This is a genomic window from Thalassovita mangrovi (genome assembly GCF_009857745.1).
GTDB classification, from domain to species: domain Bacteria; phylum Pseudomonadota; class Alphaproteobacteria; order Rhodobacterales; family Rhodobacteraceae; genus Thalassobius; species Thalassobius mangrovi.
In genome coordinates, this window is the sequence record NZ_WWEN01000009.1 from 33394 (window position 1) to 59263 (window position 25870).

At 63.7% G+C, this 25870-nt stretch carries 31 protein-coding genes; 20 read left to right on the forward strand and 11 right to left on the reverse strand.

Features of this window, described 5'->3' with window-relative positions; genetic code table 11:
• The first annotated feature begins 5 nt into the window (after window positions 1-5).
• The 11 genes from GR167_RS17030 (at window position 6) to GR167_RS17075 (ending at window position 7809) form a co-directional block, all read left to right on the forward strand.
• The gene (locus GR167_RS17030) at window positions 6-209 is read left to right on the forward strand and encodes a DUF1737 domain-containing protein (protein WP_160974933.1); all 204 of its coding nucleotides are present in this window, start codon (window positions 6-8) and stop codon (window positions 207-209) included.
• On the forward strand, window positions 209-1240 hold the full coding sequence (locus GR167_RS17035) for a MaoC family dehydratase (RefSeq protein WP_160974934.1): 1032 nt from the start codon (window positions 209-211) through the stop codon (window positions 1238-1240). Before GR167_RS17030 ends, GR167_RS17035 begins: the two co-directional genes overlap by 1 nt.
• Before the next feature lie 236 nt (window positions 1241-1476).
• Window positions 1477-1860 carry a succinate dehydrogenase, cytochrome b556 subunit gene (sdhC, locus tag GR167_RS17040; RefSeq protein ID WP_160974935.1) on the forward strand — a complete coding sequence of 128 codons (384 nt, stop codon included), beginning with the start codon at window positions 1477-1479 and terminating at the stop codon, window positions 1858-1860.
• A 13-nt stretch (window positions 1861-1873) separates the two neighbouring features.
• Complete coding sequence (gene sdhD / locus GR167_RS17045; RefSeq protein WP_160974936.1) at window positions 1874-2245, forward strand: succinate dehydrogenase, hydrophobic membrane anchor protein; 372 nt, start codon at window positions 1874-1876, stop codon at window positions 2243-2245.
• A gap of 13 nt (window positions 2246-2258) precedes the next feature.
• The gene (sdhA, locus tag GR167_RS17050) at window positions 2259-4064 is read left to right on the forward strand and encodes a succinate dehydrogenase flavoprotein subunit (RefSeq protein ID WP_160974937.1); all 1806 of its coding nucleotides are present in this window, start codon (window positions 2259-2261) and stop codon (window positions 4062-4064) included.
• Window positions 4065-4073: 9 nt separating this feature from the next.
• On the forward strand, window positions 4074-4877 hold the full coding sequence (locus GR167_RS17055; RefSeq protein WP_160974938.1) for an FkbM family methyltransferase: 804 nt from the start codon (window positions 4074-4076) through the stop codon (window positions 4875-4877).
• A gap of 8 nt (window positions 4878-4885) precedes the next feature.
• Window positions 4886-5332, forward strand: a complete 447-nt coding sequence (locus GR167_RS17060; RefSeq protein WP_160974939.1) for a hypothetical protein — start codon at window positions 4886-4888, stop codon at window positions 5330-5332.
• Window positions 5333-5501: 169 nt separating this feature from the next.
• Complete coding sequence (locus GR167_RS17065; protein ID WP_160974940.1) at window positions 5502-6284, forward strand: succinate dehydrogenase iron-sulfur subunit; 783 nt, start codon at window positions 5502-5504, stop codon at window positions 6282-6284.
• A 177-nt stretch (window positions 6285-6461) separates the two neighbouring features.
• Complete coding sequence (locus tag GR167_RS20195) at window positions 6462-6611, forward strand: hypothetical protein (RefSeq protein ID WP_212770034.1); 150 nt, start codon at window positions 6462-6464, stop codon at window positions 6609-6611.
• 123 nt (window positions 6612-6734) lie between these two features.
• Window positions 6735-6947 (forward strand): hypothetical protein, encoded by a 213-nt coding sequence (locus GR167_RS17070; protein ID WP_160974941.1) that lies wholly within the window; start codon window positions 6735-6737, stop codon window positions 6945-6947.
• A gap of 16 nt (window positions 6948-6963) precedes the next feature.
• Window positions 6964-7809, forward strand: a complete 846-nt coding sequence (locus GR167_RS17075; protein ID WP_160974942.1) for an urea carboxylase-associated family protein — start codon at window positions 6964-6966, stop codon at window positions 7807-7809.
• A gap of 158 nt (window positions 7810-7967) precedes the next feature.
• Here the strand turns inward: GR167_RS17075 and GR167_RS17080 are convergent, their stop codons facing one another.
• Together GR167_RS17080 and glyA are read right to left on the reverse strand one after the other, a co-directional pair.
• Window positions 7968-8729 carry a hypothetical protein gene (locus GR167_RS17080; RefSeq protein ID WP_160974943.1) on the reverse strand — a complete coding sequence of 254 codons (762 nt, stop codon included), beginning with the start codon at window positions 8727-8729 and terminating at the stop codon, window positions 7968-7970.
• Between the two features lie 190 nt (window positions 8730-8919).
• Window positions 8920-10245: a serine hydroxymethyltransferase gene (glyA, locus tag GR167_RS17085; RefSeq protein WP_160974944.1), complete on the reverse strand. Its 1326-nt coding sequence runs from the start codon at window positions 10243-10245 to the stop codon at window positions 8920-8922.
• A gap of 99 nt (window positions 10246-10344) precedes the next feature.
• Here glyA and GR167_RS17090 point away from each other — a divergent pair, with 99 nt between their 5' ends.
• Window positions 10345-11217, forward strand: a complete 873-nt coding sequence (locus GR167_RS17090; protein WP_160974945.1) for a LysR family transcriptional regulator — start codon at window positions 10345-10347, stop codon at window positions 11215-11217.
• On the opposite strand, the gene deoD is transcribed toward GR167_RS17090, so the two are convergent.
• A complete protein-coding gene (gene deoD / locus GR167_RS17095) occupies window positions 11197-11901 on the reverse strand; it encodes a purine-nucleoside phosphorylase (RefSeq protein ID WP_160974946.1) in 705 nt (234 codons plus the stop codon). The two genes, GR167_RS17090 and deoD, sit on opposite strands and share 21 nt — an antisense overlap.
• An 8-nt stretch (window positions 11902-11909) precedes the next feature.
• Window positions 11910-12350: a GNAT family N-acetyltransferase gene (locus GR167_RS17100; RefSeq protein ID WP_160974947.1), complete on the reverse strand. Its 441-nt coding sequence runs from the start codon at window positions 12348-12350 to the stop codon at window positions 11910-11912.
• A 181-nt stretch (window positions 12351-12531) separates the two neighbouring features.
• Between GR167_RS17100 and GR167_RS17105 the strand changes: the two genes are divergently transcribed.
• From GR167_RS17105 to GR167_RS17125, 5 genes are read left to right on the forward strand one after another with little or no spacing between them, the layout of a single operon-like run.
• Window positions 12532-12702 carry a hypothetical protein gene (locus GR167_RS17105; protein ID WP_160974948.1) on the forward strand — a complete coding sequence of 57 codons (171 nt, stop codon included), beginning with the start codon at window positions 12532-12534 and terminating at the stop codon, window positions 12700-12702.
• Window positions 12703-12729: 27 nt separating this feature from the next.
• A complete protein-coding gene (locus GR167_RS17110) occupies window positions 12730-13014 on the forward strand; it encodes a RebB family R body protein (RefSeq protein ID WP_160974949.1) in 285 nt (94 codons plus the stop codon).
• Window positions 13014-13247 carry a RebB family R body protein gene (locus tag GR167_RS17115; RefSeq protein WP_160974950.1) on the forward strand — a complete coding sequence of 78 codons (234 nt, stop codon included), beginning with the start codon at window positions 13014-13016 and terminating at the stop codon, window positions 13245-13247. The genes GR167_RS17110 and GR167_RS17115 overlap by 1 nt, the downstream gene beginning before the upstream one ends.
• Window positions 13247-13477, forward strand: coding sequence for a RebB family R body protein (locus GR167_RS17120; protein ID WP_160974951.1), 231 nt, complete (start codon window positions 13247-13249; stop codon window positions 13475-13477). Before GR167_RS17115 ends, GR167_RS17120 begins: the two co-directional genes overlap by 1 nt.
• Window positions 13474-13854 (forward strand): hypothetical protein, encoded by a 381-nt coding sequence (locus GR167_RS17125; RefSeq protein ID WP_160974952.1) that lies wholly within the window; start codon window positions 13474-13476, stop codon window positions 13852-13854. The genes GR167_RS17120 and GR167_RS17125 overlap by 4 nt, the downstream gene beginning before the upstream one ends.
• Window positions 13855-13890: 36 nt before the next feature.
• On the opposite strand, the gene GR167_RS17130 is transcribed toward GR167_RS17125, so the two are convergent.
• Together GR167_RS17130 and GR167_RS17135 are read right to left on the reverse strand one after the other, a co-directional pair.
• Window positions 13891-14169: an acylphosphatase gene (locus tag GR167_RS17130; protein WP_160974953.1), complete on the reverse strand. Its 279-nt coding sequence runs from the start codon at window positions 14167-14169 to the stop codon at window positions 13891-13893.
• A 158-nt stretch (window positions 14170-14327) separates the two neighbouring features.
• Complete coding sequence (locus tag GR167_RS17135; RefSeq protein WP_160974954.1) at window positions 14328-16295, reverse strand: ethylmalonyl-CoA mutase; 1968 nt, start codon at window positions 16293-16295, stop codon at window positions 14328-14330.
• Between the two features lie 312 nt (window positions 16296-16607).
• Between GR167_RS17135 and ccrA the strand changes: the two genes are divergently transcribed.
• The 3 genes from ccrA to GR167_RS17150 all read left to right on the forward strand — a co-directional run bounded on the left by ccrA (window position 16608) and on the right by GR167_RS17150 (window position 20337).
• Window positions 16608-17897 carry a crotonyl-CoA carboxylase/reductase gene (ccrA, locus tag GR167_RS17140; RefSeq protein ID WP_160974955.1) on the forward strand — a complete coding sequence of 430 codons (1290 nt, stop codon included), beginning with the start codon at window positions 16608-16610 and terminating at the stop codon, window positions 17895-17897.
• 191 nt (window positions 17898-18088) lie between these two features.
• Window positions 18089-19621 (forward strand): ATP-dependent DNA helicase, encoded by a 1533-nt coding sequence (locus GR167_RS17145; RefSeq protein ID WP_160974956.1) that lies wholly within the window; start codon window positions 18089-18091, stop codon window positions 19619-19621.
• Complete coding sequence (locus GR167_RS17150; protein WP_160974957.1) at window positions 19618-20337, forward strand: SDR family oxidoreductase; 720 nt, start codon at window positions 19618-19620, stop codon at window positions 20335-20337. Before GR167_RS17145 ends, GR167_RS17150 begins: the two co-directional genes overlap by 4 nt.
• Window positions 20338-20358: 21 nt before the next feature.
• Here GR167_RS17150 and GR167_RS17155 read toward each other — a convergent pair whose 3' ends face one another.
• The 5 genes from GR167_RS17155 to GR167_RS17175 all read right to left on the reverse strand — a co-directional run bounded on the left by GR167_RS17155 (window position 20359) and on the right by GR167_RS17175 (window position 25780).
• The gene (locus GR167_RS17155; protein ID WP_160974958.1) at window positions 20359-21123 is read right to left on the reverse strand and encodes a TIGR02186 family protein; all 765 of its coding nucleotides are present in this window, start codon (window positions 21121-21123) and stop codon (window positions 20359-20361) included.
• Window positions 21120-22046: a sulfite exporter TauE/SafE family protein gene (locus tag GR167_RS17160; protein ID WP_160974959.1), complete on the reverse strand. Its 927-nt coding sequence runs from the start codon at window positions 22044-22046 to the stop codon at window positions 21120-21122. The genes GR167_RS17155 and GR167_RS17160 overlap by 4 nt, the downstream gene beginning before the upstream one ends.
• Window positions 22047-22180: 134 nt before the next feature.
• Window positions 22181-23146 (reverse strand): ABC transporter permease, encoded by a 966-nt coding sequence (locus tag GR167_RS17165; RefSeq protein WP_160974960.1) that lies wholly within the window; start codon window positions 23144-23146, stop codon window positions 22181-22183.
• A 1-nt stretch (window position 23147) separates the two neighbouring features.
• Window positions 23148-24242 (reverse strand): ABC transporter permease, encoded by a 1095-nt coding sequence (locus GR167_RS17170; RefSeq protein WP_160974961.1) that lies wholly within the window; start codon window positions 24240-24242, stop codon window positions 23148-23150.
• The gene (locus tag GR167_RS17175) at window positions 24242-25780 is read right to left on the reverse strand and encodes an ABC transporter ATP-binding protein (protein ID WP_160974962.1); all 1539 of its coding nucleotides are present in this window, start codon (window positions 25778-25780) and stop codon (window positions 24242-24244) included. The genes GR167_RS17170 and GR167_RS17175 overlap by 1 nt, the downstream gene beginning before the upstream one ends.
• Between the last annotated feature and the right edge of the window lie 90 nt (window positions 25781-25870).

The window sequence follows — 25870 nt, forward strand, 5'->3', positions numbered from 1 at the left end:
GACCCATGAAACTTTATCGTTTTCTGACCGCTGATGACACCTCGGCCTTCTGCCACAAGGTGACCCAGGCCCTGAACAAGGGCTGGGAACTGCACGGTGACCCGACCTATGCCTTCGACGCCGCCAACGGCGTGATGCGCTGCGGTCAGGCGGTGACCAAGGAAGCCCCCGGCGAATACCACCCCGAAATGAAACTTGGAGAACAGTGATGGCGAAGACCAATCCGGGCCGCTTTTTCGAAGATTACAAGCTGGGCGACGTGATCGCCCACGCGGTGCCGCGCACCGTGGGCGAAGGCGAGCGGGCGCTTTATCACGCGCTCTACCCTGCTCGTCACGCGCTCTATTCCTCGGATGAATTCGCCCGCGATTGCGGTCTGCCGGAAAGCCCGCTGGACGATCTGGCCGCCTTCCACGTGGTGTTCGGCAAGACGGTGCCGGACGTGTCGCTGAACGCGGTGGCGAACCTCGGCTATGCCGAGGGGCGCTGGCTGCAGCCGGTCTATCCCGGCGACACTTTGCGGTCGGTGTCCGAGGTGATCGGGCTGAAGCAGAATTCCAACGGCAAGTCGGGCGTCGTGTACGTCCGCACCCGCGGCATGAACCAGTTGGGCGAGGTGGTGCTGGATTACGTCCGCTGGGTGATGGTGCGCAAACGCGACCTGGACGCCCCGGCGCCGGAAACGGTGATCCCCGAGTTGCAGAAGGTGATCCCGGCCGAGGACCTGGTGATCCCCGAAGGGCTGGATTTCTCCAATTACGATTTCGCGCAGGCAGGTGAGCCGCATCGCTGGGGCGATTACGAGCTCGGCGAGAAGATCGACCATGTCGACGGCGTAACCATCGAGGAAGCCGAACACATGATGGCGACCCGGCTGTGGCAGAACACCGCCAAGGTGCATTTCGACGCCACCTTCCGCCCCGACGGGCAGCGGCTGATCTATGGCGGCCACGTGATTTCGATGGCGCGCGCGCTGTCCTTCAACGGGCTGGCCAATGCGCAGATGATCGTGGGCCTGAACGGTGGGGCCCATGCCAACCCATGTTTCAGTGGCCTGACGTTGAAGGCGTGGTCCGAGGTTCTGGACAAGGCCGAAACCTCCGCCCCCGGCGTCGGCGCGATCCGGCTGCGCTTGGTCGCGACCCGTGGTGGAGAGCCGTTCGAGCTGAAGGGCGAGGACGGGAAATACCTGCCGGACGTCCTGCTTGATCTCGATTACTGGGCCTTGATGCCGATGTGATCGCGGGCCCGGCGCGCGGGTCGCGCCGGGTTTCTGCAGAGCAGAATCGAGATCAATTCCGAGTGATTTAATCGGAATTGAATATGTGATCACACCGGGTTTCGGTGTGATCACAAAGCAAAAAATTTCTGTGTTTTCCGTGAGATTTAGCGCCAACGCCGCGCCCGCGGCGCGTGACATGGACGAAAAAAACGGTAAGAAAGAACCCAAGCAAGGGAACCCTGAAAGGATCTGATATGGCTGATGTGAAAAAGGCCGAGCGCCCGCTTTCCCCACACCTCCAAATCTATCGCCCGCAGCTGACCGCCATCACCTCCATCCTGACGCGGATCACCGGCAACGCCCTGATTGTTTCCGCCATTCTGGTCGTGTGGTGGCTGCTGGCCGCGGCGACGAGCGCTGAATACTATGCCTTGGCCGATGCCGTGCTGACCTCGTGGTTCGGCGATCTGGTCATGACCCTTTCGGCACTGGGCCTGTGGTATCACTACCTGGCCGGTCTGCGTCACCTCTATTTCGACGCCGGTCGCGGGCTGGACCTGCCCACCGCGGAAAAGCTGGGCTGGGCCTGCCTGATCGGATCGGTCGCGCTGACCGTCCTGACCCTCATCATCGTATAACCGGAGCCGAGCCATGCGTTACCTGACCGCCCGCAAACGCGCCGAGGGCAAAGGCGCTTCCCATACCGGGACCGAACACCACTGGTACATGACCGTCAGCTCGGTCGGCCTGGCCTGTATCGTCCCGCTGTTCATCTTCATCTTCGGCCGTGCCCTGGGATCTTCGCACGAAGACGTCATGGCCATCTTCTCGCGCCCGTTCACCGCGGTTCTGACTGCGCTGGTGCTGGTGGTGGGTTCGCGCCATTTCGCCAAGGGCGCGCAGATGATGATCGAAGACTATTCGCACGGCACCACGCGCAAGCTGCTGGTGATGTTCGTGATGGGCCTGTCCTATGTGGTGACCGGCTTCGGTCTGTTCGCCCTGGCCAAGATCGCGCTCTGAAGGAATTAGAAAAATGGCTGCATACGAATACGAAACCCATGAATATGACGTGGTTGTCGTCGGCGCCGGCGGCGCGGGTCTGCGGGCGACGCTGGGCATGGCCGAACAGGGTCTGCGCACCGCCTGCGTGACCAAGGTTTTCCCGACCCGGTCGCACACCGTGGCCGCGCAGGGCGGCATCGCCGCCTCGCTGTCCAACATGGGCCCCGACAACTGGCAATGGCACATGTTCGACACCGTGAAAGGGTCGGACTGGCTGGGCGATACCGACGCGATGGAATACCTTGCGCGCGAAGCGCCCAAGGCGGTTTACGAGCTGGAACATTACGGCGTGCCGTTTTCGCGCACCGAAGAGGGCAAGATCTACCAGCGCCCGTTCGGCGGCCACACCACCGAATTCGGTGACGGCCCGCCGGTGCAGCGCACCTGCGCGGCAGCCGACCGGACCGGTCACGCGATCCTGCACACGCTGTACGGCCAGTCGCTGAAGAACAACGCCGAATTCTACATCGAATATTTCGCCATCGACCTGATCATGTCCGACGACGGCCAGTGTCAGGGCGTGGTGTGCTGGAAGCTCGACGACGGCACCTTCCACGTGTTCAACGCCAAGATGGTGGTGCTGGCGACCGGCGGCTATGGCCGGGCCTTCTTCTCGGCCACCTCGGCGCATACCTGCACCGGCGACGGCGGTGGCATGGTGGCCCGCGCCGGCCTGGCGCTGCAGGACATGGAATTCGTGCAGTTCCACCCGACCGGTATCTACGGCTCGGGCTGCCTGATCACCGAAGGCGCGCGCGGCGAAGGCGGTTACCTGACCAACTCCGAAGGCGAACGGTTCATGGAGCGCTATGCGCCCCAGTACAAGGACCTGGCGCCGCGCGATTACGTGTCGCGGTCGATGACGATGGAAATCCGCGAAGGCCGCGGTGTGGGCGAACATGGCGACCACATTCACCTGAACCTGTCGCACCTGCCCGCCGAAGCGCTGGCCGAACGCCTGCCGGGCATTTCGGAAAGCGCCAAGATCTTCGCCGGTGTCGACGTGACCAAGGAACCGATCCCGGTTCTGCCCACCGTGCACTACAACATGGGCGGCATCCCGACCAATTACTGGGGCGAGGTTCTGAACCCGACCGCGGACAACCCGACCGCCATCGTGCCGGGCCTGATGGCCGCGGGCGAAGCGGGCTGTGCCTCGGTGCACGGTGCGAACCGTCTCGGTTCCAACTCGCTGATCGATCTGGTGGTGTTCGGCCGCGCGGCCTCGATCCGCGCCGGTCAGGTGGTCGACCCGAACGCGCCGAACCCGGTTCTGAGCCAGGCCTCGATCGACAAGGCCTTCGACCGGTTCGACGGGCTGCGCAACGCCAATGGCGGCATCCCGACCGCTGACCTGCGGCTGGAAATGCAGCGCACCATGCAGGCCGACGCGGCGGTGTTCCGCACCGACAAGTCCCTGAAGGAAGGCGTCGAGAAGATGACCGCCGTCGCCGCCAAGATGGGCGACCTGAAAGTGACCGACCGGTCGCTGGTCTGGAACTCCGACCTGATGGAAACGCTGGAACTGACCAACCTGATGCCGAACGCCCTGGCCACCATCGTTGGGGCCGAGGCGCGCAAGGAATCCCGCGGCGCCCACGCGCACGAGGATTACCCGAACCGCGACGACGACAACTGGCGGATCCACACCGTCAGCCGTGTCGAGGGCAACAAGGTCGAGCTGAGCTATCGTCCGGTGATCGTCGATCCGCTGACCACCGAGGAAGAAGGCGGCATCAGCCTCAAGAAGATCGCGCCGAAAGCGCGGACGTTCTAAGGGGCTGCGATGGACCGCCAGCAGCAAAAGCACCTGCGCAAGGCCTTCCAGGTCGCCGGACCCAAGGTCCGGCGTCACCTGCGGCCGCTGCTGCCGCAAGCCGCGGTCAGCTTCGCGGGGGTGGAACTGCTGGTCAATCCGCAGGACAATTTCACCGAACAGTGCATCTGGCTGAACGGTGAACCGCCCGAGGTGGAATCGCTGAAGGCGTTGAGCGATATCGTGGCGGGCAAGCGCGCCCTGGTGCTGGATATCGGCGGCAATTGCGGTGCCTTCGCGGTGCCGCTGGCGCGCGCCGCCGGCGAAGGATCGCGGGTGATCGCGTTCGAACCCAACCCGGTGATGCTGGGGCGGCTGGGCGAAAACGTGCGCCGAAACGATCTGGGAAACGTGGTGCGGATTGAAGGTTGCGCCTTGGGCGCCGAAGAAGGCGAAGCCACGCTGATGTTGAGCGCCGGGAATTACGGCCAGGCATCGCTGCGCGGCGTCGGCAAGGGCAAGGCCGATGGTTCTGCCTGCGTGCCGGTGCGGCCGCTGGCGCCCTATCTGAAGGGCGCGGACGGCTATGACCTCTGCGTGCTGAAGATCGACGTGGAAGGGTTCGAGGATTCGGTGCTGACGCCCTGGCTGGATCAGGCCGACGGCAGCGACATGCCCGACGCGATCCTGATCGAAACCGAACATGCCGCGACCTGGGACAGCGACCTGGTCGGCCGGATCACCGCCGCCGGGTATACGTCCCGGTTCGAAGGCGAAGGAAATACACTGTTTGTCCGCGATGCCGGGCGTCTGGAAGGGTTCGGTACGGAATGAACAAGCGCATGTTTAAATTCCTGCCCCTTCTGGCGGTTTCGGTCCTGATGTCCTGCGGCGCCGCTCGGCAGCCGAAATACGCGGTCAGCTGCATGTTCGAAGTGGACGCGCCCGGATCGTATGTATCCGCGGCTGGACCGGTTGCCACCAATGTCGTGCCCGGCGAGGGGGGGACCGCCGAAGGGGCGGCCGCGCTGAATGCCTGCATCCAGGCCAAGGCGGCGCAGGACGGCGTTCCGTTCCAGACGGTGATCGCGTCCAATCAGACGTCCAAGCTCCGGAAAACCCCCGAAGGTCAGGTTGTCCGGGATTACAGCTATGGCACTCCGCCCTCTGCTGCGGCCGTTGCGCCGCGTTACCCCGCCCCCGGCGTGGTGAGGTCGGGATCCAGCCCGATCTGCCCAAGACGCGCATCGGTGATGTATGGCGGGTCCGGCTATTGTGTGGTGGAGTAATGGTCATGGCGGCGAAGGCGGCACAGGCCGATGACATCAGAATGAACCGCGCATTCGGGGCCTGCCCGGATGCTGCTCTGGCCGGGGGCTTTGCCCGGCAACCCTTGGAAACACCTCGTTGCGGTCCGCAATGCCCGCATCAAAAAGCAGTTGAGTAGGAGAGGCGACAATGGTCCAACTGACGCTCCCCAAGAATTCCCGCGTTCGTACCGGGAAAACCTGGCCCAAGCCCGAAGGCGCCACGAATGTGCGCAAGTTCCAGATTTACCGCTGGAACCCCGATGACGGCGAAAACCCCCGGGTCGACACCTATTTCGTCGACATGGACAAATGCGGCCCGATGATCCTGGACGCGCTGATCAAGATCAAGAACGAGATCGACCCGACCCTGACCTTCCGCCGGTCCTGCCGCGAAGGTATCTGCGGGTCCTGCGCGATGAATATCGACGGCATCAACACGCTGGCCTGCATCTACGGCATGGACGAGGTCAAGTCGGACACGGTCAAGATCTACCCGCTGCCGCATATGCCGGTGGTCAAGGACCTGATCCCCGACCTGACCCATTTCTATGCCCAGCACGCGTCGATCATGCCCTGGCTGGAAACCAAGACCAACCGTCCAGCCAAGGAATGGAAGCAGTCGATCGAGGACCGCAAGAAGCTCGACGGTCTGTATGAATGCGTGATGTGCGCGTCCTGCTCGACCTCCTGCCCGTCCTACTGGTGGAACGGCGACAAGTACCTCGGGCCGGCCGCCCTGCTGCATGCCTATCGCTGGATCATCGACAGCCGCGATGAAGCCACCGGAGAACGGCTGGACGATCTGGAAGATCCGTTCAAGCTCTATCGCTGCCACACGATCATGAACTGCACCAAGACCTGCCCGAAAGGCCTGAACCCGGCCAAGGCGATCGCAGAGATCAAGCGGATGCTGGTGAACCGCACCGTGTAAGGTCGGGTCTGACGTATCCAAGCCTTTGAAAGGCCTGCCCTTGTGGTGGGCCTTTTCCTTTCCGCCGGGTCAAACCTGCAAATGCTGCATAGCAGCATTGCTGCTTTGGCGGATGTTATTTCCCCCGGATTGTTTATTTACGGCTCACGGGAGGAACATCGAAGAACCGAGGCTATGATGTCCGATACCGCAAAAACCCAACAAGACCTTGCCCGCGAAGCGCTGGAAGCTCTGGATCAGGCCTTTGCCTATTACATCCCTGAAGAGGCCGTGCACGGCAGCGACGATGATTTCGTCGAATACTACGAATACGCCGCGGCCGCCTGAGGCGACCCGTCGATCGATATTGGCAAAAGGCGCACCCGGCCCCGGGCGCGCCTTTTTCGTTTCGGCCAAGCGGTGCGCCCTCAGCTGCTTTTCGCCGCCGCCGCCGCACGGTAGAACCGGCGCATGATTTTTCCGCTCGGCTTTGTCATCGCCTTCGTCCTGATCTTGATCTTTTCCAACCGCCGCACGCGCCAGTGCAAATGGCGCGCCGACCGGCGCCGCGACGCAAATGGGCAAAGCTGCTATCGCTGCATGGTCTGCGGCGCCGAAAGCTTTACTTCGGACGGCAGGCCGCCCAAGGATTGTCTGGCAAAAACGCCGCCGCCTTCCCTGTGATGCCCGAGGTCGAAAGATGCCCGATATTCCCGCCGATGCCGAGGCCCGCCGCGCCGTTCCACCGGTGATCTGCTATCCCAACGATACCCTGCCCCCGGTCGACCTGGCACTGTATCGCGCCGCCCGGGAAGGGGCGCGGAAGGTGGACGAGGTGCTGGTGCCGCCGCGCGATGCAGGCAGTTTCCGGGTGGGCGCGGGGCAGTTTTTCCGCATTTCCTCGATCGACGGTGCGCAGGTGGGCGATCTGAACCTGTGGAACGTGCATGACCTGTCGGAGCGGTTCTATTCCGGCAAGACGCGGGCGTTGCACGGCACCCATCTGAGCGTAGGCGAGCGGATGTGGTCCTCCTTCCCCACGCTGCGGCCGATGGCGACGATTATCGAGGACACGCTGTCCTGGTACGGGATCGACGAATATGGCGGGTCGGTGCATGACGTGATCGGCACCCGCTGCGATCCCTATACCCATAACCTGCTGTCGGGCGGGCAGTACCACCATTGCTGCCATTCCAACCTGACCCGGGCGCTGGCCGATGCGACCGGAATGACACTGGCCGAGGCCGAACCGCATGTGCATGACGTTTTGAACGTCTTCATGTGCACCGGGTTTACCCGCGATACCGGCCAGTATTTCATGAAGGCGAGCCCGGTACGCCCCGGCGATTACCTGGAATTCTTCGCCGAGATCGACCTGCTGGGCGCGCTGTCGGCCTGTCCGGGCGGGGATTGTTCGTCGGAACATTCCAGCGACGCGGCGGCCTGTTACCCCCTGCTGGTCGAGGTATTCGCGCCCGAGGAAGGGGCGTTGCGGGGCTGGTCGCAGCCGGAGGTGAATGGCTACGACCGGTCGCACGGGCGCTGAGCTAAGCGGCAATCGAAAAGAAAACAGCGCGAACAATGCCTGTCCGCGCCGTCCCTGCTGTCTAGCCAAAGGCCTATCGATAGAAGAGTGCCAGAAATATTGCGTCTATTTCCCGCCCCCGAGGGATGCGTCGGAGGCGGCTTGCTATCAGGAATCGGTTAGCCGTGTCCGTCTTCAACCGCGTCCCGAATTGCTTCGGCATCGGCCGCAAGCGCCTCGGCGTCCTCTTCAGAGAGTGGCTCGCCAAGAATAGTGCTCACGGCTATAGCGGTGTCTGTCGTGACAGTTACACCCTTGTCGGAAGCCACGCCGAGGAACACCGCCATCAACGTGTCGACGTCGGTGGTTACGCCGAGGTCCGTCAAAGCCGACGTTCCATCGAGTGCGTCACGAAGCAGGGCGAGATTTGCGAGCGGAGAGTCGATGTAGGTCTGATTTTCGAAATCGTTCCTGAGGGCATCGACCATTTCCTCCAGCGTCATGTTGTAGAAATCCAGCATGTCCTGGGTGATATTGTTCACGGCCTCCGTGTAGGCCTGATCCAAGACGTGGCTGGGTGAGCGCGCCACATTCAGGCGACCAAGCTCCACTTCGGGAATCCTTCCCTCAGCCCAGTTCGGCGAGCCGCCCTGATCTCCTGTGGGCTGGCCGGCCTGCGGACCTTCCCCATCGGATTCGTCCGGTTCTCCCGCACCGCCTCTCGGGCCGCTGCCGCTGTCGTTATTGCCGCTGCTGTCGTTGCCCCCTTGGTTGCCTCCATCGTCGCTACCGCTGCTGCCGCCGCCTGCGTTGTCAGACGCGGCGAAAGCTGCCCCCGTATTGGGGCTGAATTCTGGCGCTACGGCGATCGCAAAGGTGAGTGCCAAGGTCGATACACCGAGCAGCATTGCGGTTTTACGGGTGAAGTCTGCAATAATCATCTGAACCTCCTGAATCAGAAAAATTATGCTCCCAAGGTTCAGCGGGAACGTCCGCACCGCTTTGATATGAATCAATCCATATTTTGCACGCTCTTGTGTGTGCTTTTCTGCTTGGCAAATATTTCTGGTTCATGAGAAGGCGACACCCGAACGGGGCGGATGCCGCTTTTTTTCTTGATATGAAGACCGATCAGCTGGCGTGGATGAAATGCAGCCGGTCGAAGCTCTTGCGCCATTCTGCGACCTCGGCGGCGAGGGTTTCGGGCGCGTTGGCGCGCAGGGCTGCCGCGATCAGCCGGGCCAGTTCCGGCATGTCATCGGGCGTCATGCCCCAGCGGACCAGTTCCGGCGTGCCGATGCGCAGTCCGTTCAGATCGCCTTCGACCTCTGCGATGGGCAGGCCGATGCCGCAGGCCAGGAACCCCGCCTTGCGCAGTTTCTTCGACGCCGCCTGACCGCCGCCGAACCCGGCTGCTTCCAGCGCGAATTGATGCGACGCGGTGGCGCCCTTGCCGGCGGCGAAGACCGGCAGGCCGAGATCGCCAAGTTCCTTGGCCAGCGCCTGGGCGGTGTCGATCATCGCCTTGGCATAGCCGGTGCCGTGATCGCGCCAGTCCAGCATGGTCATCGCCAGGGCGGCGGATTTGGCGGCGTCGAAATTGGCGGTCATGCCGGGGAAGGCGATGGCGTCGAGACGCTGCGCGATTTCCATGTCGTTGCTGACGATCAGCCCCGAGGGCGGGCCGCCGAGCGATTTATAAGTGCTCATCGTCATCAGATGCGCACCCTGATCGAGCGGATTGGGCCAGGCCTGACCGGCGATGATGCCGCATTGATGCGCTGCGTCGAACAGAACATGCGCGCCGACGGTGTCGGCGATGGCGCGGATGTCGGCGACCGGATGCGGGAACAGGTTCAGGCTGCCGCCGATGGTGATGATCCGGGGCCGGACCCGCTCGGCCAGCTCTGCCAGCCCGTCGAGATCGACGCTGTAGCCGTCGGCATCGACCGGGGCGGCATGGCTTTGCAGCCCGTAAAGCCCGGCGCAGCCCGCCGCGTGATGGGTGACATGGCCGCCGATGCTGGCGGGCGGGGTGATGATCGCATCGCCCGGTTTCGCCAGCGCCATGAAGCCGTAAAGGTTGGCGATGGCGCCCGACGGCACCCGGATTTCGGCATATTTCGCGTCGAAAATCTCGGCGCTGAGCTCGGCCGCGATCACTTCGATTTCCTCGATCGCCTCCAGCCCCATCTCGTACTTATCGCCCGGGTAGCCCAGCGAGGGACGGGTGCCGATGCCAGAGGCCAGCAGCGCCTCGGCGCGCGGGTTCATCACGTTGGTCGCGGGGTTGAGGTTGAAACAGTCGCGTTCGTGGATTTGCCGGTTGCTGTCGGCCAGGGATTCCAGGCGGGCGGCCAGATCGGCGCTGTCCGCCGTGGCGGTGTCGTCGGCGATGCGCTGCACCAGGGTTTCGGCCTGGGACGGCACCCAGTTGCGTTTGCTGAGATGGGACATGGATCGGTTCCTGAGTGGTTTGCAGCCAGAAAATCGCGGCGAGGGGCTTTGCGCAAATCAGTTTTCATGTATTCTTGGCCTAGAAATTCTAGGTCTATCATGCCCGTTCGCCCGCCACGCCCCTCCGGCCCGCCGCTGAACGCGCTGCGCGCCTTCGAGGCGGCGGCGCGGCTGGGCGGGTTTTCCCGCGCGGCCGAGGAATTATGCGTCACGCCGGGCGCGGTGGCGCAGCAGGTCAAGCTGCTGGAAGACTGGGCCGGGGTGGCGCTGTTCGACCGGCAGGCGCAGGGCGTGGTGCTGAACGACATGGGGCGGCAGGTGCTGCCGCTGGCGACCCGCGCCTTCGATCAGATCGCCGCGACGGTGCAGGAAATCAGGGCGGTCGCCAGCCCCAACCGGTTGCATATCGCGGCGCTGCCTGCGGTGGCGCAGCTGTGGCTGTCGCCGCGGCTGCCGGGGCTGCGCCGGGCGTTGCCGGATCTGGAAATATCGGTGACGGCGATGGAACAGCCGCCCAACCTGGAACGCGATCCCTTCGACATGACGCTGTTCTTTGGCGACCCGGCGGAGGGCGAGGCGATTGCCGGGGATGAGGTTTTGCCGGTCTGTTCTCCCGCCCTGGAGGGCGGTCTTGCCCACGTTGCCGATCTGGCCGGGGTGAATTGCCTGTCCGACAGCGCCTGGGCGCAGGACTGGCCGCTTTGGTTGCAACGGATTGCCGGGGCCGAGGCGCCGACGGTGCGCGGGCCGGTGTTTTCGCTTTACGCGCTGGCGGTGCAGGAGGCGGTCAACGGCGCCGGGGTGCTGATCGGGCATCGCTGCCTGATCGAGCGAGAGTTGCGCGAGGGCAGGCTGGTGGCGCCGTTCGACCACCCGGTCGCCACCGGCAAGGCGTTGATCCTGCAACTGCGCCAGCCGGTGCGGGAACCGCTGGCGCGGCTGGCGGCGGCGTTACGCGAAAGCCGCCTCTAGCGCGATTTCCACCATGTCGCCGAAAGATTTCTCGCGGTCTTCCGACGGCAGCGCTTCGTGGGTCAGCAGGTGGTCGGACACGGTCAGCACGGCCAGAGCCCGCACCCCGTGGCGCAGGGCGAGGTTGTAAAGTTCCGCCGCTTCCATTTCCACGCCGAGGATGCCGTGGCGGACCATCTGTTCGTTCAGGTCGGGTCGTTCGTCATAGAACACATCGGCCGAATAGATGCCGCCGACATGGGGGACGACGCCTTTGGCTTCTGCGGCGTCAGCGGCGGCCTTCAGCAGCGACCAGTCGGCCGAGGGGGCGAAGTTCAACTCCTTGAAGATGCCGCGCGACGGGGTGGAAATCGTCGAGGCGGTCATCGCCAGGATCACGTCGCGGACCTTCACCTTGTCCTGCATGCCGCCGCAGGACCCGATGCGGATCAGCGTTTTCGCACCGTAATCGCGGATCAATTCGTTCACGTAGATCGACAGCGACGGCATCCCCATGCCGGACCCGTGGATGGTGACCGGCTTGCCCTTGTAGGTCCCGGTATAGCCCAGCATCCCGCGCACCTCGTTGACCAGCTTGGGATCGTCGAGGAAGGTTTCCGCCGCCCATTTGGCGCGGTAGGGATCGCCGGGCAGCAGCACGGTTTCGGCGATTTCCCCGGGTTTGGCACCGATGTGAATGGTCATGGGACTTCCTAGCGCTGGTATTTGATGAAAGGTGTCAGGGTGCCGATGCGGTCATAAAGCTGCCGGGCGGTGTGGTTGAATTCCTGCGTCATCCAATAGACCGCCGGGGTGCCGTTATCGTCGGCGGCCTTGTAGACCGCTTCGATCAGCGCCCGGCCGATGCCTTTGCCCCGTACATCCGGATCGGCATAGAGATCCTGCAGGTAACAGATGTCTTCGACCCGCCAGTTATGGGCGTGATAGATGTAATGCACCAGGCCCACCGGCTTGCCATCGAGTTCGGCCAGCAAGGCGCATTGCTGCTTGCGTTCGGGATCGATCAGCCGGGCGAAGGTGGTCTGGTAGACCTCTTCGGAAACGCTGCTTTCGTAAAATACCAGGTAAGCGGTCCACAACCGCCGCCACTCCGCTTCGTCCTCGGCCCTCAGCGGGCGTATCTGCACACTCATTCGAGACCCTCTCGCATTTTGAAACCACAATGAAGAAGTCCGCAGGACATGACAACAAAGGGTGAAACCGGACGTGGGGGAAACCTGACACGGAACTTTCAGTCGAAGGGAGAAGTTTGTTAACGATTCGCCTTTTAGATGTCGCGTGATGGCTTTGAGCCCGTATTCAAGGAGGCCCCGCGTGCCGGACCCGGACGATTTGGACATTTCCGAAACCATCAAGGCGCAACTGGAATTCGCACGGGAGCTGTCGGAGATGATGCTGGCGGCGACCGATCGGCAGCAGCAGGCGCAGATGGCGCAACAGGAAAAGCTGGCGCAGTTGTGCCGGTCGATCCTGTCCGGCGCCTGAACATCTATTTCAGCAGGAGGACCATGCATGGCCGAAAAGGTCGACAAAGAAGACAGTGCCGAAGCCGGCGTCGCGCCGGCGGTGACCGACGCGGTGACCCAGGCCAACCTGAAAACACTGGCGGAGGCCCCGGCGATGGCAATGGGGACGGTTTGTCAGTCGCTGTCCCATTCCAGCGCCATGCTGTTCGAGAACGCGGTGAACGCCCAGCAGCAAAACGCGATCACGGCCCAGGCCGCGACGACCCAGTGTGTCATGACCCTGCTGGGCGATGGCGGCCCGGTGCAAAATCCAACGAGAGGTAAGAAATAATGGCATTCCCAACAGCCGTAAACGATCAGATCACCGACGCGGTGACGCAAACCAACGTCAAGGTCCTGTCCGAATCTCCGGCGATGGCGATGGGATCGCTGTACCAGGCGGCGGCGCATTCTTCGGGCATCCTGATGGAAAACGCGGTCAGCAGCCAGCAGGCCGGCGCAACCCTGTTGCAGGCGGTGCTGACCAGCGCTGTCAAACAACTGCTGGAAGGGAAAGGAACCTGATGGCACTGCCGACCAGTGTGAACGGGCAGATCACCGATGCGGTGACGCAATCCGCCCTGATGAGCCTTGGAACCGCGCCGGCGACGGCGTTGGGCGCGCAGCAACAGGTCTGGGCCCATGCGATGGGGATCGGCTTTGAAAACGCGGCGGCCCGGCAGCAGGCGGGGCAGACCCTGGCGGAGGCGTCTCTTTCGGCTGTCGTCGCGGATGCAAAAGGAGCCCTGAAATGAGCGATCCGACACAGCCCGGCCCCGACGGGGGTCTTCAGGACAATCAAACGCCGCTGAATTCCCAGGCGCTGCAAGCAGCGGATGAATTGCGCCGCCTGGTCGCGGGCAATCCAGATCAACTCGCCGGGGCCGGGCTGGCGCTGGCGATTGCACAGACGGCGTCGATCGCGCTGCAGGATGCGGTGGATCATCTGCGCCGGGTCCAGATCATGACCGAAGCCACCTATGCCAAGGCGCTCAGCGGGGCGGGGGGCGCGGATGCGCAAGGCGTGATCGAGGCGGCGGCGAAGGCATCGCTGGCGGCGTCCGATCTATTGTCCAAATCGGGCGACGCGGCGCTGGAAATGCTGGAAAAGCTGGCGGCGGCGTCGAAGTGAGCGGGTCGTGGCGGGATGGCCTGCCACGGCCGGATATCAATGGAGGATGCGGAAGCCCGTATGGGCGGCGTCATGGCTGGCCGCTTCGGTCTGCACATCGGTGACCGAGGCTGCGCCGGGACCATCCCACAATTCGCCGATCATCGTTTCAACCGCGTCCTCATTGCCGCAGAACAGGGCGCTGACCGATCCGTCACCGTTGTTGCGCACCCATCCCGACAGGCCCAGCGTTTCGGCGCGCGCCCGGGTCCAGGCGCGAAAGGCGACGCCCTGAACGCGGCCGGTGACGCGGGCTTGCATGGCGATCTGGCGCATCGGGACCTTCCTGTTGCCTGCGGACAGGGTAGGCCCGCAGAGGCGAGTCGGGCAAGCGGGGCGGGGGCAGGGCGTTTTCTGAAACAGAAAACGCCCCGGAAAACCGATGGCTTTCCGGGGCGCAAATCTTGTAGGTTCCGCGTCTTTTCGGACCTGGATTACTCGGCTGCAACCGCCTTGGGACCGACCAGCGTCACGATGTCCTTCATGATCGCGTTCAGCTCGAAATCCTTCGGCGTATAAACCTTGGCCACGCCCATTTCCAGCAGCCGGACGGCGTCGTTATCGGGGATGATACCGCCGACGACGACGGGCACATGGCTGAGCCCCGCGTCGCGCATCCGTTCCATCATGTCCTCGACCAGCGGGATATGCGACCCCGACAGGATCGACAGGCCGACCACATGGGCCTTGCTTTCCTTTGCCGCCTTGACCAGTTCCTCGGGCGTCAGACGGATGCCTTCGTAATCGATATCCATGCCGCAGTCGCGGGCGCGGAAGGCGATCTGTTCGGCGCCGTTGGAATGGCCGTCAAGCCCCGGCTTGCCGACGAGGAATTTCAAACGTCTGCCCAGCTTGTCGCTGACCGCATCCACCGCGTCGCGGATGTCTTCCAGCCCCTCGGTCTTGTTGCTGACCGATTTCGACACGCCGGTCGGGCCGCGATATTCGCCGTAAACCGCACGCATCTGCGCGGCCCATTCGCCGGTGGTGACGCCGGCCTTGGCCGCGTTGATCGAGGCCGGCATGATATTGTCGCCCGCCTGTGCCGCCGCGCGCAGATCGGTCAGCGCCTTGTCCACCGCTGCCTGGTCGCGCTCGGCCTTCCAGGCGTTCAGCCGCTCGACCTGCTCGGCTTCCACCGCCGGGTCGACGACCATGATGCCGCCATCGCCGCTCATCAGCGGCGAGGCTTCGCCTTCGGTCCACTTGTTGACGCCGACCACGATGGTTTCATTCTTTTCGATCCGGTTCAGCCGCTCGGCATTGGATTCGACCAGCCGCCCCTTCATGTATTCGATCGAGGCCACCGCGCCGCCCATCCCGTCGAGATTGGCCAGTTCGTGCCGCGCGCCGTCCTTCAACGCCTCGACCTTGGCATCCACCGCCGGGTTGCCGTCGAACAGGTCCTCGTATTCCAGCAGGTCGGTTTCATAGGCCATGATCTGCTGCATCCGCAGCGACCATTGCTGATCCCACGGGCGCGGCAGGCCCAAAGCTTCGTTCCAGGCGGGCAGCTGCACCGCGCGGGCGCGGGCCTTTTTCGACAGGGTCACCGCCAGCATTTCGATCAGGATGCGGTAGACGTTGTTTTCCGGCTGCTGTTCGGTCAGGCCGAGGCTGTTTACCTGCACGCCGTAGCGGAAGCGGCGGAATTTCGGATTGTCGACGCCATAGCGGGTCTGGCAGATCTCGTCCCACAGATCGACGAAGGCGCGCATCTTGCACATCTCGGTGACAAACCGGATGCCGGCGTTCACGAAGAAGGAAATCCGCCCGACCATCGCCGGGAAATCCTCGGCGGGCACGCGCGGGCGCAATTCGTCCAGCACCGCCTGCGCGGTGGCCAGCGCGAAGGCCAGTTCCTGTTCCGGCGTCGCGCCCGCTTCCTGCAAGTGGTAGGAACAGACGTTCATCGGGTTCCACTTGGGCACGTTGGAATAGCAATATTCGGCCACGTCCGCGATCATCTTCAGCGATGGTTTCGGCGGACAGATATAGGTGCCGCGCGACAGGTATTCCTTGATCAGGTCGTTCTGCACCGTGCCCTGCAGCTTGGACACATCCGCGCCCTGTTCCTCGGCCGTGGCGATATACAGCGACAGCAGCCAGGGCGCCGTGGCGTTGATCGTCATCGAGGTGTTCATCTGTTCCAGCGGGATGTCATCGAACAGCGCCCGCATGTCGCCCAGATGGCAGACTGGCACGCCGACCTTGCCGACCTCGCCCCGCGCCAGGATATGGTCGCTGTCATAGCCGGTCTGGGTCGGCAGGTCGAAGGCCACCGAAAGCCCGGTCTGCCCCTTGGCGAGGTTCGAGCGGTAAAGCGCGTTCGACGCTTTCGCGGTCGAATGGCCCGCATAGGTGCGGAACAGCCAGGGTCGGTCTTTCGTCGTCTCGGTCATCGCGGCCTCGTGAATCAGATGGGCAATAATCTTGCGCTTGGGTGTTGATACTTGGAATATTGTGGCGCTGTCAATTCGCCGCGTCGCGGCATTTCCGCTGCGTTCCCTTCGCAAGTGCAAAATACGCGCTGTCGGGGCGCCTGCCTATATGAAGCGGCAGATTATGCGGTCGCAGAAAGTGTTTCTGCGGTTGCGAGGTCATAAAATTACAAAAATGAGTTTAAACTGATTGCATTGTTGCGCGCCCATCTTTATCTCTCGGGTCAGATCGCGCGATTCTGCATCGCGGCATGACCAATATTGGAGGCAAGGATGGCTCTGGATACCGACACGGGGATCGCCCCGTACGACGCGCCTGAAAAGGACCTTTACGAGATCGGCGAAATGCCCCCGCTGGGCTATGTGCCGAAGAAAATGTATTCCTGGGCGATCCGCCAGGACCGCCATGGTGAACCGGACAAATCCTTCCAGGTCGAAGTCGTCGATACCTGGGAAATTGACAGCCACGAAGTGCTGGTGTTGGTGATGGCCGCGGGCGTGAACTACAACGGCATCTGGGCCGGGCTGGGCGTGCCGATCTCGCCCTTCGATTCCCATAAGCACCCCTATCACATCGCCGGGTCCGACGCGTCGGGCATCGTCTGGGCGGTGGGCGACAAGGTGAAGACCTGGAAAGTGGGCGACGAGGTCGTGATCCACTGCAACCAGGATGATGGCGACGACGAGGAATGCAACGGCGGCGACCCGATGTTTTCGCCGACCCAGCGGATTTGGGGCTATGAAACCTATGACGGGTCCTTTGCCCAGTTCACCCGCGTGCAGGCGCAGCAGCTGCTGCCGCGCCCCAAGCACCTGACCTGGGAAGAAAGCGCCTGTTACACGCTGACGCTGGCCACCGCCTATCGGATGCTGTTCGGCCACCACCCGCATGAACTGAAGCCCGGTCAGAACGTGCTGGTCTGGGGCGCCTCGGGCGGTCTGGGGTCCTTCGCGATCCAGCTGGCCAATGCCGCCGGCGCCAACGCGATCGGGGTGATTTCCGACGAGGACAAGCGCGATTTCGTGATGAACCTCGGCGCCAAGGGCGTGATCAACCGCAAGGAATTCGATTGCTGGGGCCAGCTGCCCAAGGTCGGTACGCCGGAATATAACGCCTGGCTGAAAGAGGCGCGCAAATTCGGCAAGGCGATCTGGGATATCCTGGGCAAGGGTGTCAGCGTCGACATGGTGTTCGAACATCCCGGCGAAGCGACCTTCCCGGTGTCGACCCTGGTGGTCAAGAAGGGCGGCATGGTGGTGATCTGTGCCGGGACCAGCGGCTTCAACTGCACCTTCGACGTCCGTTACATGTGGATGCACCAGAAGCGCCTGCAGGGGTCGCACTTCGCCCACCTGAAGCAGGCTGCGGCGGCGAACAAGCTGATGATCGAACGCCGGATCGACCCGACCATGTCCGAGGTTTTCCCCTGGGCGGAAATCCCCGACGCACACCTGAAGATGCTGCGAAACGAACACAAGCCCGGCAACATGGCGGTGCTGGTTCAGGCGCCGCGCACCGGGCTGCGTACCTTCGAGGACGTGCTGGAAGCGGGCAAGAAGTAACCACATCGGTTTAAACGATAGATCCGCGGCGCTTGCAAAAGCGCCGCGGATTTTTTTGCGGGATACGCCCGGCGCGCGCCGGGCGGTTGCCCGGCCGCGCGGCCGGGCCGTGCCCAACCTGACGCGGCCCGCATGCAGAATTTCACCGTCCTTCCCTAGCCCTTTCCCCGGCCCCGATATAGGGTCGCGCCATGACCGTTCCCGCGCTGCAATTTTCCCATGACCAGGCCGAAGCCTATGACCGTATCGCCGAGGCGCTGCGCTCGGTCGGTGTCGATCTGGCCGAGGGCATCCTGACCCCGCCGATGGAAGGCAAGGCCCGCGTATTGGCCGTCACCGGCAAGGCCGGATCGGGCAAGACGCTGCTGCTGGCCGAGCTCTACAAGGCGCTGGAAACGGCGGGCGTCGACGTGGTGTCGGGCGATTACGAGGGCCGCAAGCGCAAGGAGCGGCGTACGCTGGCGATCCTGGCGCCGACCAACAAGGCGGCGAGCGTGTTGCGCACACGTGGCGTGCCCGCGACCACAATTCACCGCATCCTCTACACGCCGGTTTACGACCCGGAATACGAAAAGATCGCCGAATGGCTGGCGGGCAACGGCGAAAAGCCCGAGATAGAAGAGCTGACCGAGGAGGCGCTGGCACGCGCGCATGCCTTTTACCAGCTGCACAAATCGATCCCCGGCGCTTTGGCGGCGGCCGGGCTGCGGGGTAGCGATTTCATCACCGGCTGGAAACGGCGCGACGATCCGCTGGATATCGGGTTTGTCGATGAATCCTCGATGCTCGACGACAAGCAATTCGCTGATCTGAAGGAAATCTTCCCGACCCTGATCCTGTTCGGCGACCCGGCGCAGCTGGCGCCGGTGGGACAGTCGGGCAAGATGGTGTTTGAAACCCTGCCGGAACCGGCGGTGCTGAACCTGCACCGCATCCACCGGCAGGAGGCCGATAACCCGATCCTCGATCTGGCCCACGCGTTGGCCGATCCCGAGGTGGGGTTCGAGGATTTCGAACGGATGGTCGAACAGACCGCGCGCAAGGACGAACGTGTCGTCTGGGCGCAGCGGGTGGAGGTCGACCTGATGGCGCGATCACCGGTGCTGGTCTGGCGCAACGCCACGCGTATCCGGCTGATCAACGCGTTCCGCGCGGTTTACGAGGCGCCCGAGGACGAATTGCTGATCGGCGAGCCGCTGATCTGCGACGGGATCGAATTGCCGCTGAAACACCGCAAGAAGCGGCTGGACCTGGAAGCGCGCGGCCTGATCAAGGGGGCGCAGGTGATCTATCTCGGCCCCGGCCGGAAACCGGGATTTTCGCGGCTGCACGTGATGGGCGCCGAGGACCCGCAGGTATCCGCCGCTTCCATCGTGAAGATCGAAAAGCCGGACGAGGAAGAACCGTTCATCCCCTTCGCCGCCCGCATGGGTGCGGTGTTCCTGCATGGCGCGGCGGTGACGATCCACAAGGCGCAGGGGTCGCAATGGCGCGATGTGCAGGTGTTTGCCCCCGACCTTTACGCCGCCGCCCGGATGGGCAGGAATGAGGCCGGGCAACCCTTGTGGAAACGTCTGGCCTATGTTGCCATCACACGGGCCGAGGAACGGCTGCATTGGGTGGTGCGGGCGCGGCTGTCGAAGCCGAGCGGGCCGCTCAGGGTCGATGACCTGAAATCGGCCCCGGCGCCGTTGGCCCTGCAACTGGAGGAGGGGGAGCTATGAAAACCATCATCATCACCGGCGCCAGCGCCGGGATCGGCGCGGCTGTCGCGCATCTGTTCCTGGACCGGGGCTGGCGCGTCGGGTTGCTGGCGCGGCGGCGCGAGGCGCTGGAACAGGTGGCGGGCGGCAATGAAAACGCCGTCATCCTGCCCTGCGACGTGACCGACCCGGCCAGCGTCGAGGATGCCTTCGACAGTTTCGTCGATCAGGCCGGGCGTCTGGACGTGCTGTTCAACAATGCCGGCATGTTCGGATCCGCCGCGCCGATCGACGAAATCAGCGTCGAGGAATGGAACCTGGTGCGGGCGGTGAACCTGGATGGGATGTTCTATTGCGCCCGCGCGGGTTTCGCCCGGATGCGGGCGCAAAACCCCCAGGGCGGGCGGATCATCAACAACGGATCGATCAGCGCCCATGTGCCGCGCGAGGGATCGGTGACCTATACCACGACCAAGCACGCGATCACCGGGCTGACCAAGACGCTGTCGCTCGATGGCCGCGCCTTCGACATCGCCTGCGGCCAGATCGATATCGGCAATGCGCGGACCGAGCTTTTGGAAGGCATCATCGCCAAGAACCCCGACAACCCGCCGCCGACCATGGCGGTGGACGATGTCGCCAAGGCGGTGCTGCAAATGGCCGAGCTGGGGCCCGAGGCCAATGTGCAGTTCATGACGATCATGGCGACCAAGATGCCCTATATCGGGCGCGGCTGAAGGGGCGCGCCCCGGACCGGCCTAGCCGTTGCGGATCAGCCGGAACACGGCCGAGGCGCCCCAACCGGCGACCACCGCGATGAGGATCGACAGCAGCCCGTAAAGCGTCGCCTGTTCCTGCGCCATGTTGTAGAGGAACCGTTCCAACCCCACCTTGCGCACGTCGATGACGGTTTCGAACATCGACACCACGCTGCCGCCCCGGGTCAGGAAAATCCGTGCCTTGTACCCGCCCTCGGTCAGGTTCGACGGCAGCGCGATCGAGGTCCGGAATAGCGTTTGCTGATCGACCGCCACCGCGTTTTCCAGCCGCTGATAGCTGCCGTTTTCCTGCTGGATGCGGATCAGCGCCTCGGTGAAATCCTGCGTGTTGCCGTATTCGACCGTCTGAATGACCGCCTGGATCGCGCGGTCAACGGTGATGCCGTAGCGTTCGTTTTCGATCCGGTCCAGCACCTGCTCCAGCGGCCCGCTGGAGGCGACGGCGTAGAAGGCCGGGGCGCTTGCGACCTCGATCTCGGCGGCGTTGACCCAGATGCCGAAGCGGCGGTCCTTGCGGCGCACGGTGATCGGGCCCGACGGGCCCTCGATGGCGATGATGACTTCCAGCGGCTGTTCGGGGATCGGCGTTTCGCGCTTCACCGCGCCGAAGATCAGCATGTCGGACCCGTCGAACCGCGCGGTGATCGCCACTTCGCTTTGTGACAGGCCCAGCACGATTTCTTCCTGCGCCGCGGCCTTCAGCGGGATCAGCGACAGCAGGAAAAGGATCAGGGCGCGGATCATTCTGCCGCCCCCGGTTTTGCCAGAGAATAGATCTCGGAGGGTTCGATCAGCAGTTCCAGCGCGATCTTGCCGCAGACCGCCAGCACCAAGAGCGCCAGCAATACCCGCAGCATTTCCGCCCTCAGCTTCACCCCGATCCCGGTGCCCAGCTGCGCGCCGATCACCCCGCCGATCAGCAAGAACAGCGCCAGCGGCAGGTCCACCGTGTGGTTGGTGATCGCGTGCAAAAGCGTGGTGAACCCGGCGACGAAGATGATCTGGAACAGCGAGGTGCCCACCACCACCTTGGTCGGCATGCCGAGGATATAGATCATCGCCGGCACCATGATGAAACCGCCGCCCACACCCATCACGGCGGCCAGCAGGCCGACGGCAAACCCCACCAGCAGCGGCGGGATGGCCGAGATATAAAGCCCCGAGGCGCGGAACCGCATCTTGAAGGGCAGGGCGTGGACCCAGTTGCGCTGCTTGCGTTTGCGGGGCAGGACGCCGCCCGCCTTGCGGGCGCGCTGGATCGCGCGCAGGCTTTCCACGAACATCAGCGCGCCGATGATGCCCAGGAACACCACGTAGCAAAGCCGCACCAGCAGATCGACCTGGCCCAGCGACTTGAGGTAGTTGAAGATCAGCACCCCGAAGCCCGATCCCACCAGCCCCCCGGCCAGCAGAACGTAACCCATCTTCAGGTCGACGGTCTTGCGTTTGAGATGCGCCAGCAGGCCGGACACCGACGAGGCCACGATCTGATTGGCCGAGGTCGCCACCGCCACGGTGGGCGGGATGCCGACGAAGAACAGCAGCGGCGTGATCAGGAAGCCGCCGCCGACACCGAAGATGCCCGACAGAATGCCCACGACGCCGCCCAGCCCCAGCAACAGGAAGGCATTGACCGACACTTCGGCGATGGGCAGGTAGATATGCATGCCCGTTCCTAGCTCGACGTGCGCCGCGTAATCAAGCGCGCTGCGCCGCAAAATACTGCAACTTTGGTCTGGTGTGCCCCGAAGGGCATATCAGATTTGTAACGCAGTATAGCAGAAGCGCTTATCGCAGGTCTCTAGCGTTCCTTCACATAGGGCTCGCCACCGGCGCGCGGCGGGATCGCCTTGCCCACGAAACCGGCAAGGATCACCACGGTCAGGATATAGGGCAGCGCGTCCATCACCTGCACCGGGATCACCACACCGCCCAGGTCGATGTTCTGATAGCGCAGCGCGACGGCCTGCAGCAGGCCGAACAGCAGCGTCGCCGACAGCGCGTACCACGGCCGCCACTTGGCAAAGATCAGCGCTGCCAACGCGATATAACCGCGCCCCGCCGTCATGTCCTTGACGAAGCCCGCCTGCAACGCGGTAGCCAGGTATGCCCCGGCTATGCCGCACAGGATGCCGCAGATCGCCACCGCCGCATAGCGCAGCCCGACAACCGACACGCCCGCGGTATCGACCGCCGCCGGGTTTTCCCCCACCGCGCGCAGCCGCAGGCCGAAGCGGGTGCGGTACAGCAGCCACCAGGTCGCGGGGACGCAAAGGAAGGCTATATAGACCAGCACCGTGTGGCCCGAGATCAGGTCGTGATACAGCGGCCCGATCACCGGCACCGGCTGCAGCGTTTCGGCCAGCGGCAGGGTGATCGGTTCGAACCGCGCGCCGCCGATCAGCGACGGTGTGCGGCCGCCCTGCTTGAACCAGTCCTGCGCGATCAGCACCGTCATCCCGGCGGCGAGGAAGTTGATCGCCACGCCGGAAATCAGCTGATTGCCCCGGAAGGTGATCGAGGCCAGTCCGTGCAGCCCGGCCAGCACCATCGAACTGGCGATCCCGGCCAGCAAGCCCAGCCAGACCGACCCGGTGACATAGGCCACCGCGGCCGAGAAGAAGGCGGCCAGCAGCATCTTGCCCTCAAGCCCGATATCGAAAATGCCCGCGCGTTCGCTGAACAGCCCGGCCAGACAGGCCAGCAGCAGCGGCGTGGCAAGGCGAACGGTCGAATCGAGGACCTGCAGAAGCGTCAGATAATCCATGTCACGCCTCCTTCCGGCGCAGGGCGAGGAACAGCCGCTCAAGCGGCATCCGCACCATGTTGTCGAGAGCCCCGGTGAACAGGATCACCAGCGCCTGAATGACCACGATCAGTTCGCGCGGGATGTTGGTCCACAGCGCCAGTTCCGCCCCGCCCTGATAGAGGAAGCCGAACAGGATCGCCGCCAGGAACACCCCGAACGGGTGGTTGCGCCCCATCAGCGACACCGCGATGCCGATGAAACCGGCACCCTCGACCGCGTTCAGGACCAGCCGTTCGGCTTCGCCCATCACGTTGTTGATCGCCATCATCCCGGCCAATCCGCCGGAAATCAGCATCGCAAGCATGGTGATCTTGAACGGCGAAATCCCGGCATAGCGCGCGCCGCTTTCGGATTTGCCGAAGGCGCGCAGCTCGAACCCCAGCCTGGTGCGCCAGATCAGCGCCCAGACCGCGACACAGGCCAGCACCGCGATGATCAGGCTGACATTGGCCGGGGCCGACTTGGAAAAACTGATGCCGAGCGGGGCCAGCAGTTCATGCAGCGTCGGTAGGTTGGTGGCGGCGGGGAATTTCGCAGTCGCCGGGTCCATCGACCCGGCCGGGCGCAGCAGGTTGACCAGAACATAGTTCAGCAGCGCCGCGGCGATGAAATTGAACATGATCGTGGTGATCACGATATGGCTGCCGCGCCGCGCCTGCAGATAGGCCGGGATCGCCGCCCAGGCGGCACCGAACACCGCCGAGGCCGCGATGGCGCCCAGAATGGCGACCGACCAGTGCGGCCAGGGTACGAACAGGCAGACCAGGGCCACGCCAAGCCCGCCCAGCATCGCCTGGCCTTCGCCGCCGATGTTGAACATGCTGGCATGGAAGGCCACCGCGACGGCCAAGCCGGTGAACATGAAATTGGTGGCGTAATAAAGCGTGTAGCCCCAGCCATAGGTCGACCCCAGGGAACCTTTCACCATCAGCTTGACCGCCGCCACCGGGTCTTCGCCGATGCCGAGGATCACCAGGGCCGAAATGGCCGCGGCGAGGATCAGTGAAATCAGCGGGATCAGGACCACATCGGCCCATTTCGGCATCTTTTCCATCAGGCGGCCCCCCCGTCATTTGCCATGCCGGCCATCAACAGGCCCAGTTCCTGCGCATTGGTCTGATCGGGCAGGCGTTCGCCCATGATCTGGCCGTCGAACATCACCGCGATGCGGTCGGACAGGCTCATGATCTCGTCCAGCTCGACGCTGACCAGCAGGATCGCCTTGCCCTGATCGCGCAGGGCGATGATCTGTTTGTGAATGAATTCGATGGCGCCGATATCGACGCCGCGCGTCGGCTGCCCCACCAGCAGCAGGTCGGGATTGCGTTCGATTTCCCGCGCCACGACGACTTTCTGCTGGTTGCCGCCGGAAAAGTTCTTGGCCGCCAGCCAGGGATCGGGCGGGCGCACGTCGAATTTCTCCATCTTGCGCGCGGTGTCTTCGCGCAGCGCCGCGTTGTCCATGAACAGCGCGTTTTTCTGATAGGCCGGATCGTGGTGATAACCGAAGGCGACGTTTTCCCAGGCGTGGAAATCCATGATCAGCCCGTCGCGCTGGCGGTCTTCGGGGACATGGGCGATGCCGATGTCGCGGCGCGCCTTCCCGTTGGCACCCTGGCCGCTGAGCGGGATTTCCGCGCCGTTCAGCCGGATCACGCCGTCGCCCGGGATCATGCCGCCCAGAACCTCCAGCAGTTCCGACTGGCCGTTGCCGGCCACCCCGGCGATGCCGAGGATTTCGCCCGCGCGGATATCGAGCGACACGCCCTTCAGCCGCGCCACGCCTTTGGCGTCGGTCACCTTCAGGTTTTCGACCTCCAGCACGGTCTTGCCCGGTTGAGCCGGGGCCTTTTCCACCTGCAGCAGCACCTTGCGCCCGACCATCAGTTCGGCCAGCTGTTCCGGCGTTGTGTCGGCGGTTTTCACCGTCGCGGTCATCTGCCCGCGCCGCATCACCGACACGGTGTTGGTGATTTCCATGATTTCGCGCAGCTTGTGGGTGATCAGGATGATCGTTTTACCTTCCTCGCGCAGCCGGTCGAGGATGCGAAACAGCTGATCGGCCTCGGCGGGGGTCAGAACGCCGGTCGGTTCGTCCAGGATCAGGATATCGGCCTGGCGGTACAGCGCCTTGAGGATTTCGACCCGCTGCTGATGGCCGACGCTGAGATTTTCGATGATCTCGTCGGGATCGACATGCAGCTCATATTCCTGTTCCAGCTGCCTGAGAACCTTGCGCGCCTTGGACAGCGACGGGCGCAACAGCCTCCCGTCTTCGGCGCCCAGGATGATGTTTTCCAACACGGTGAAGTTTTCCACCAGCTTGAAATGCTGGAACACCATGCCGATGCCGGCGGCGATGGCGGCCTGGCTGTCGGGGATGGCGGTCTTTTCGCCCTTGATGAAAATCTCGCCCGCGTCGGCCTTGTAGAAGCCGTAGAGGATCGACATCAGCGTCGATTTCCCCGCACCGTTTTCGCCGATGATGCCATGGATCGTGCCGGGCTGGACCGCGATCGAAATGTCCTTGTTGGCCTGGACCGGGCCGAATGCCTTGGAAATGCCCTTGAGTTCGAGTGCAGGCGCCGTCATGCGACCCCCCGCGATCCGGACGAGCCGATAGATTTCATGGCCGTGGTCCCCTGTGTTTTGCCCCGATGCCCGCAATAGGTTTTACCCGAT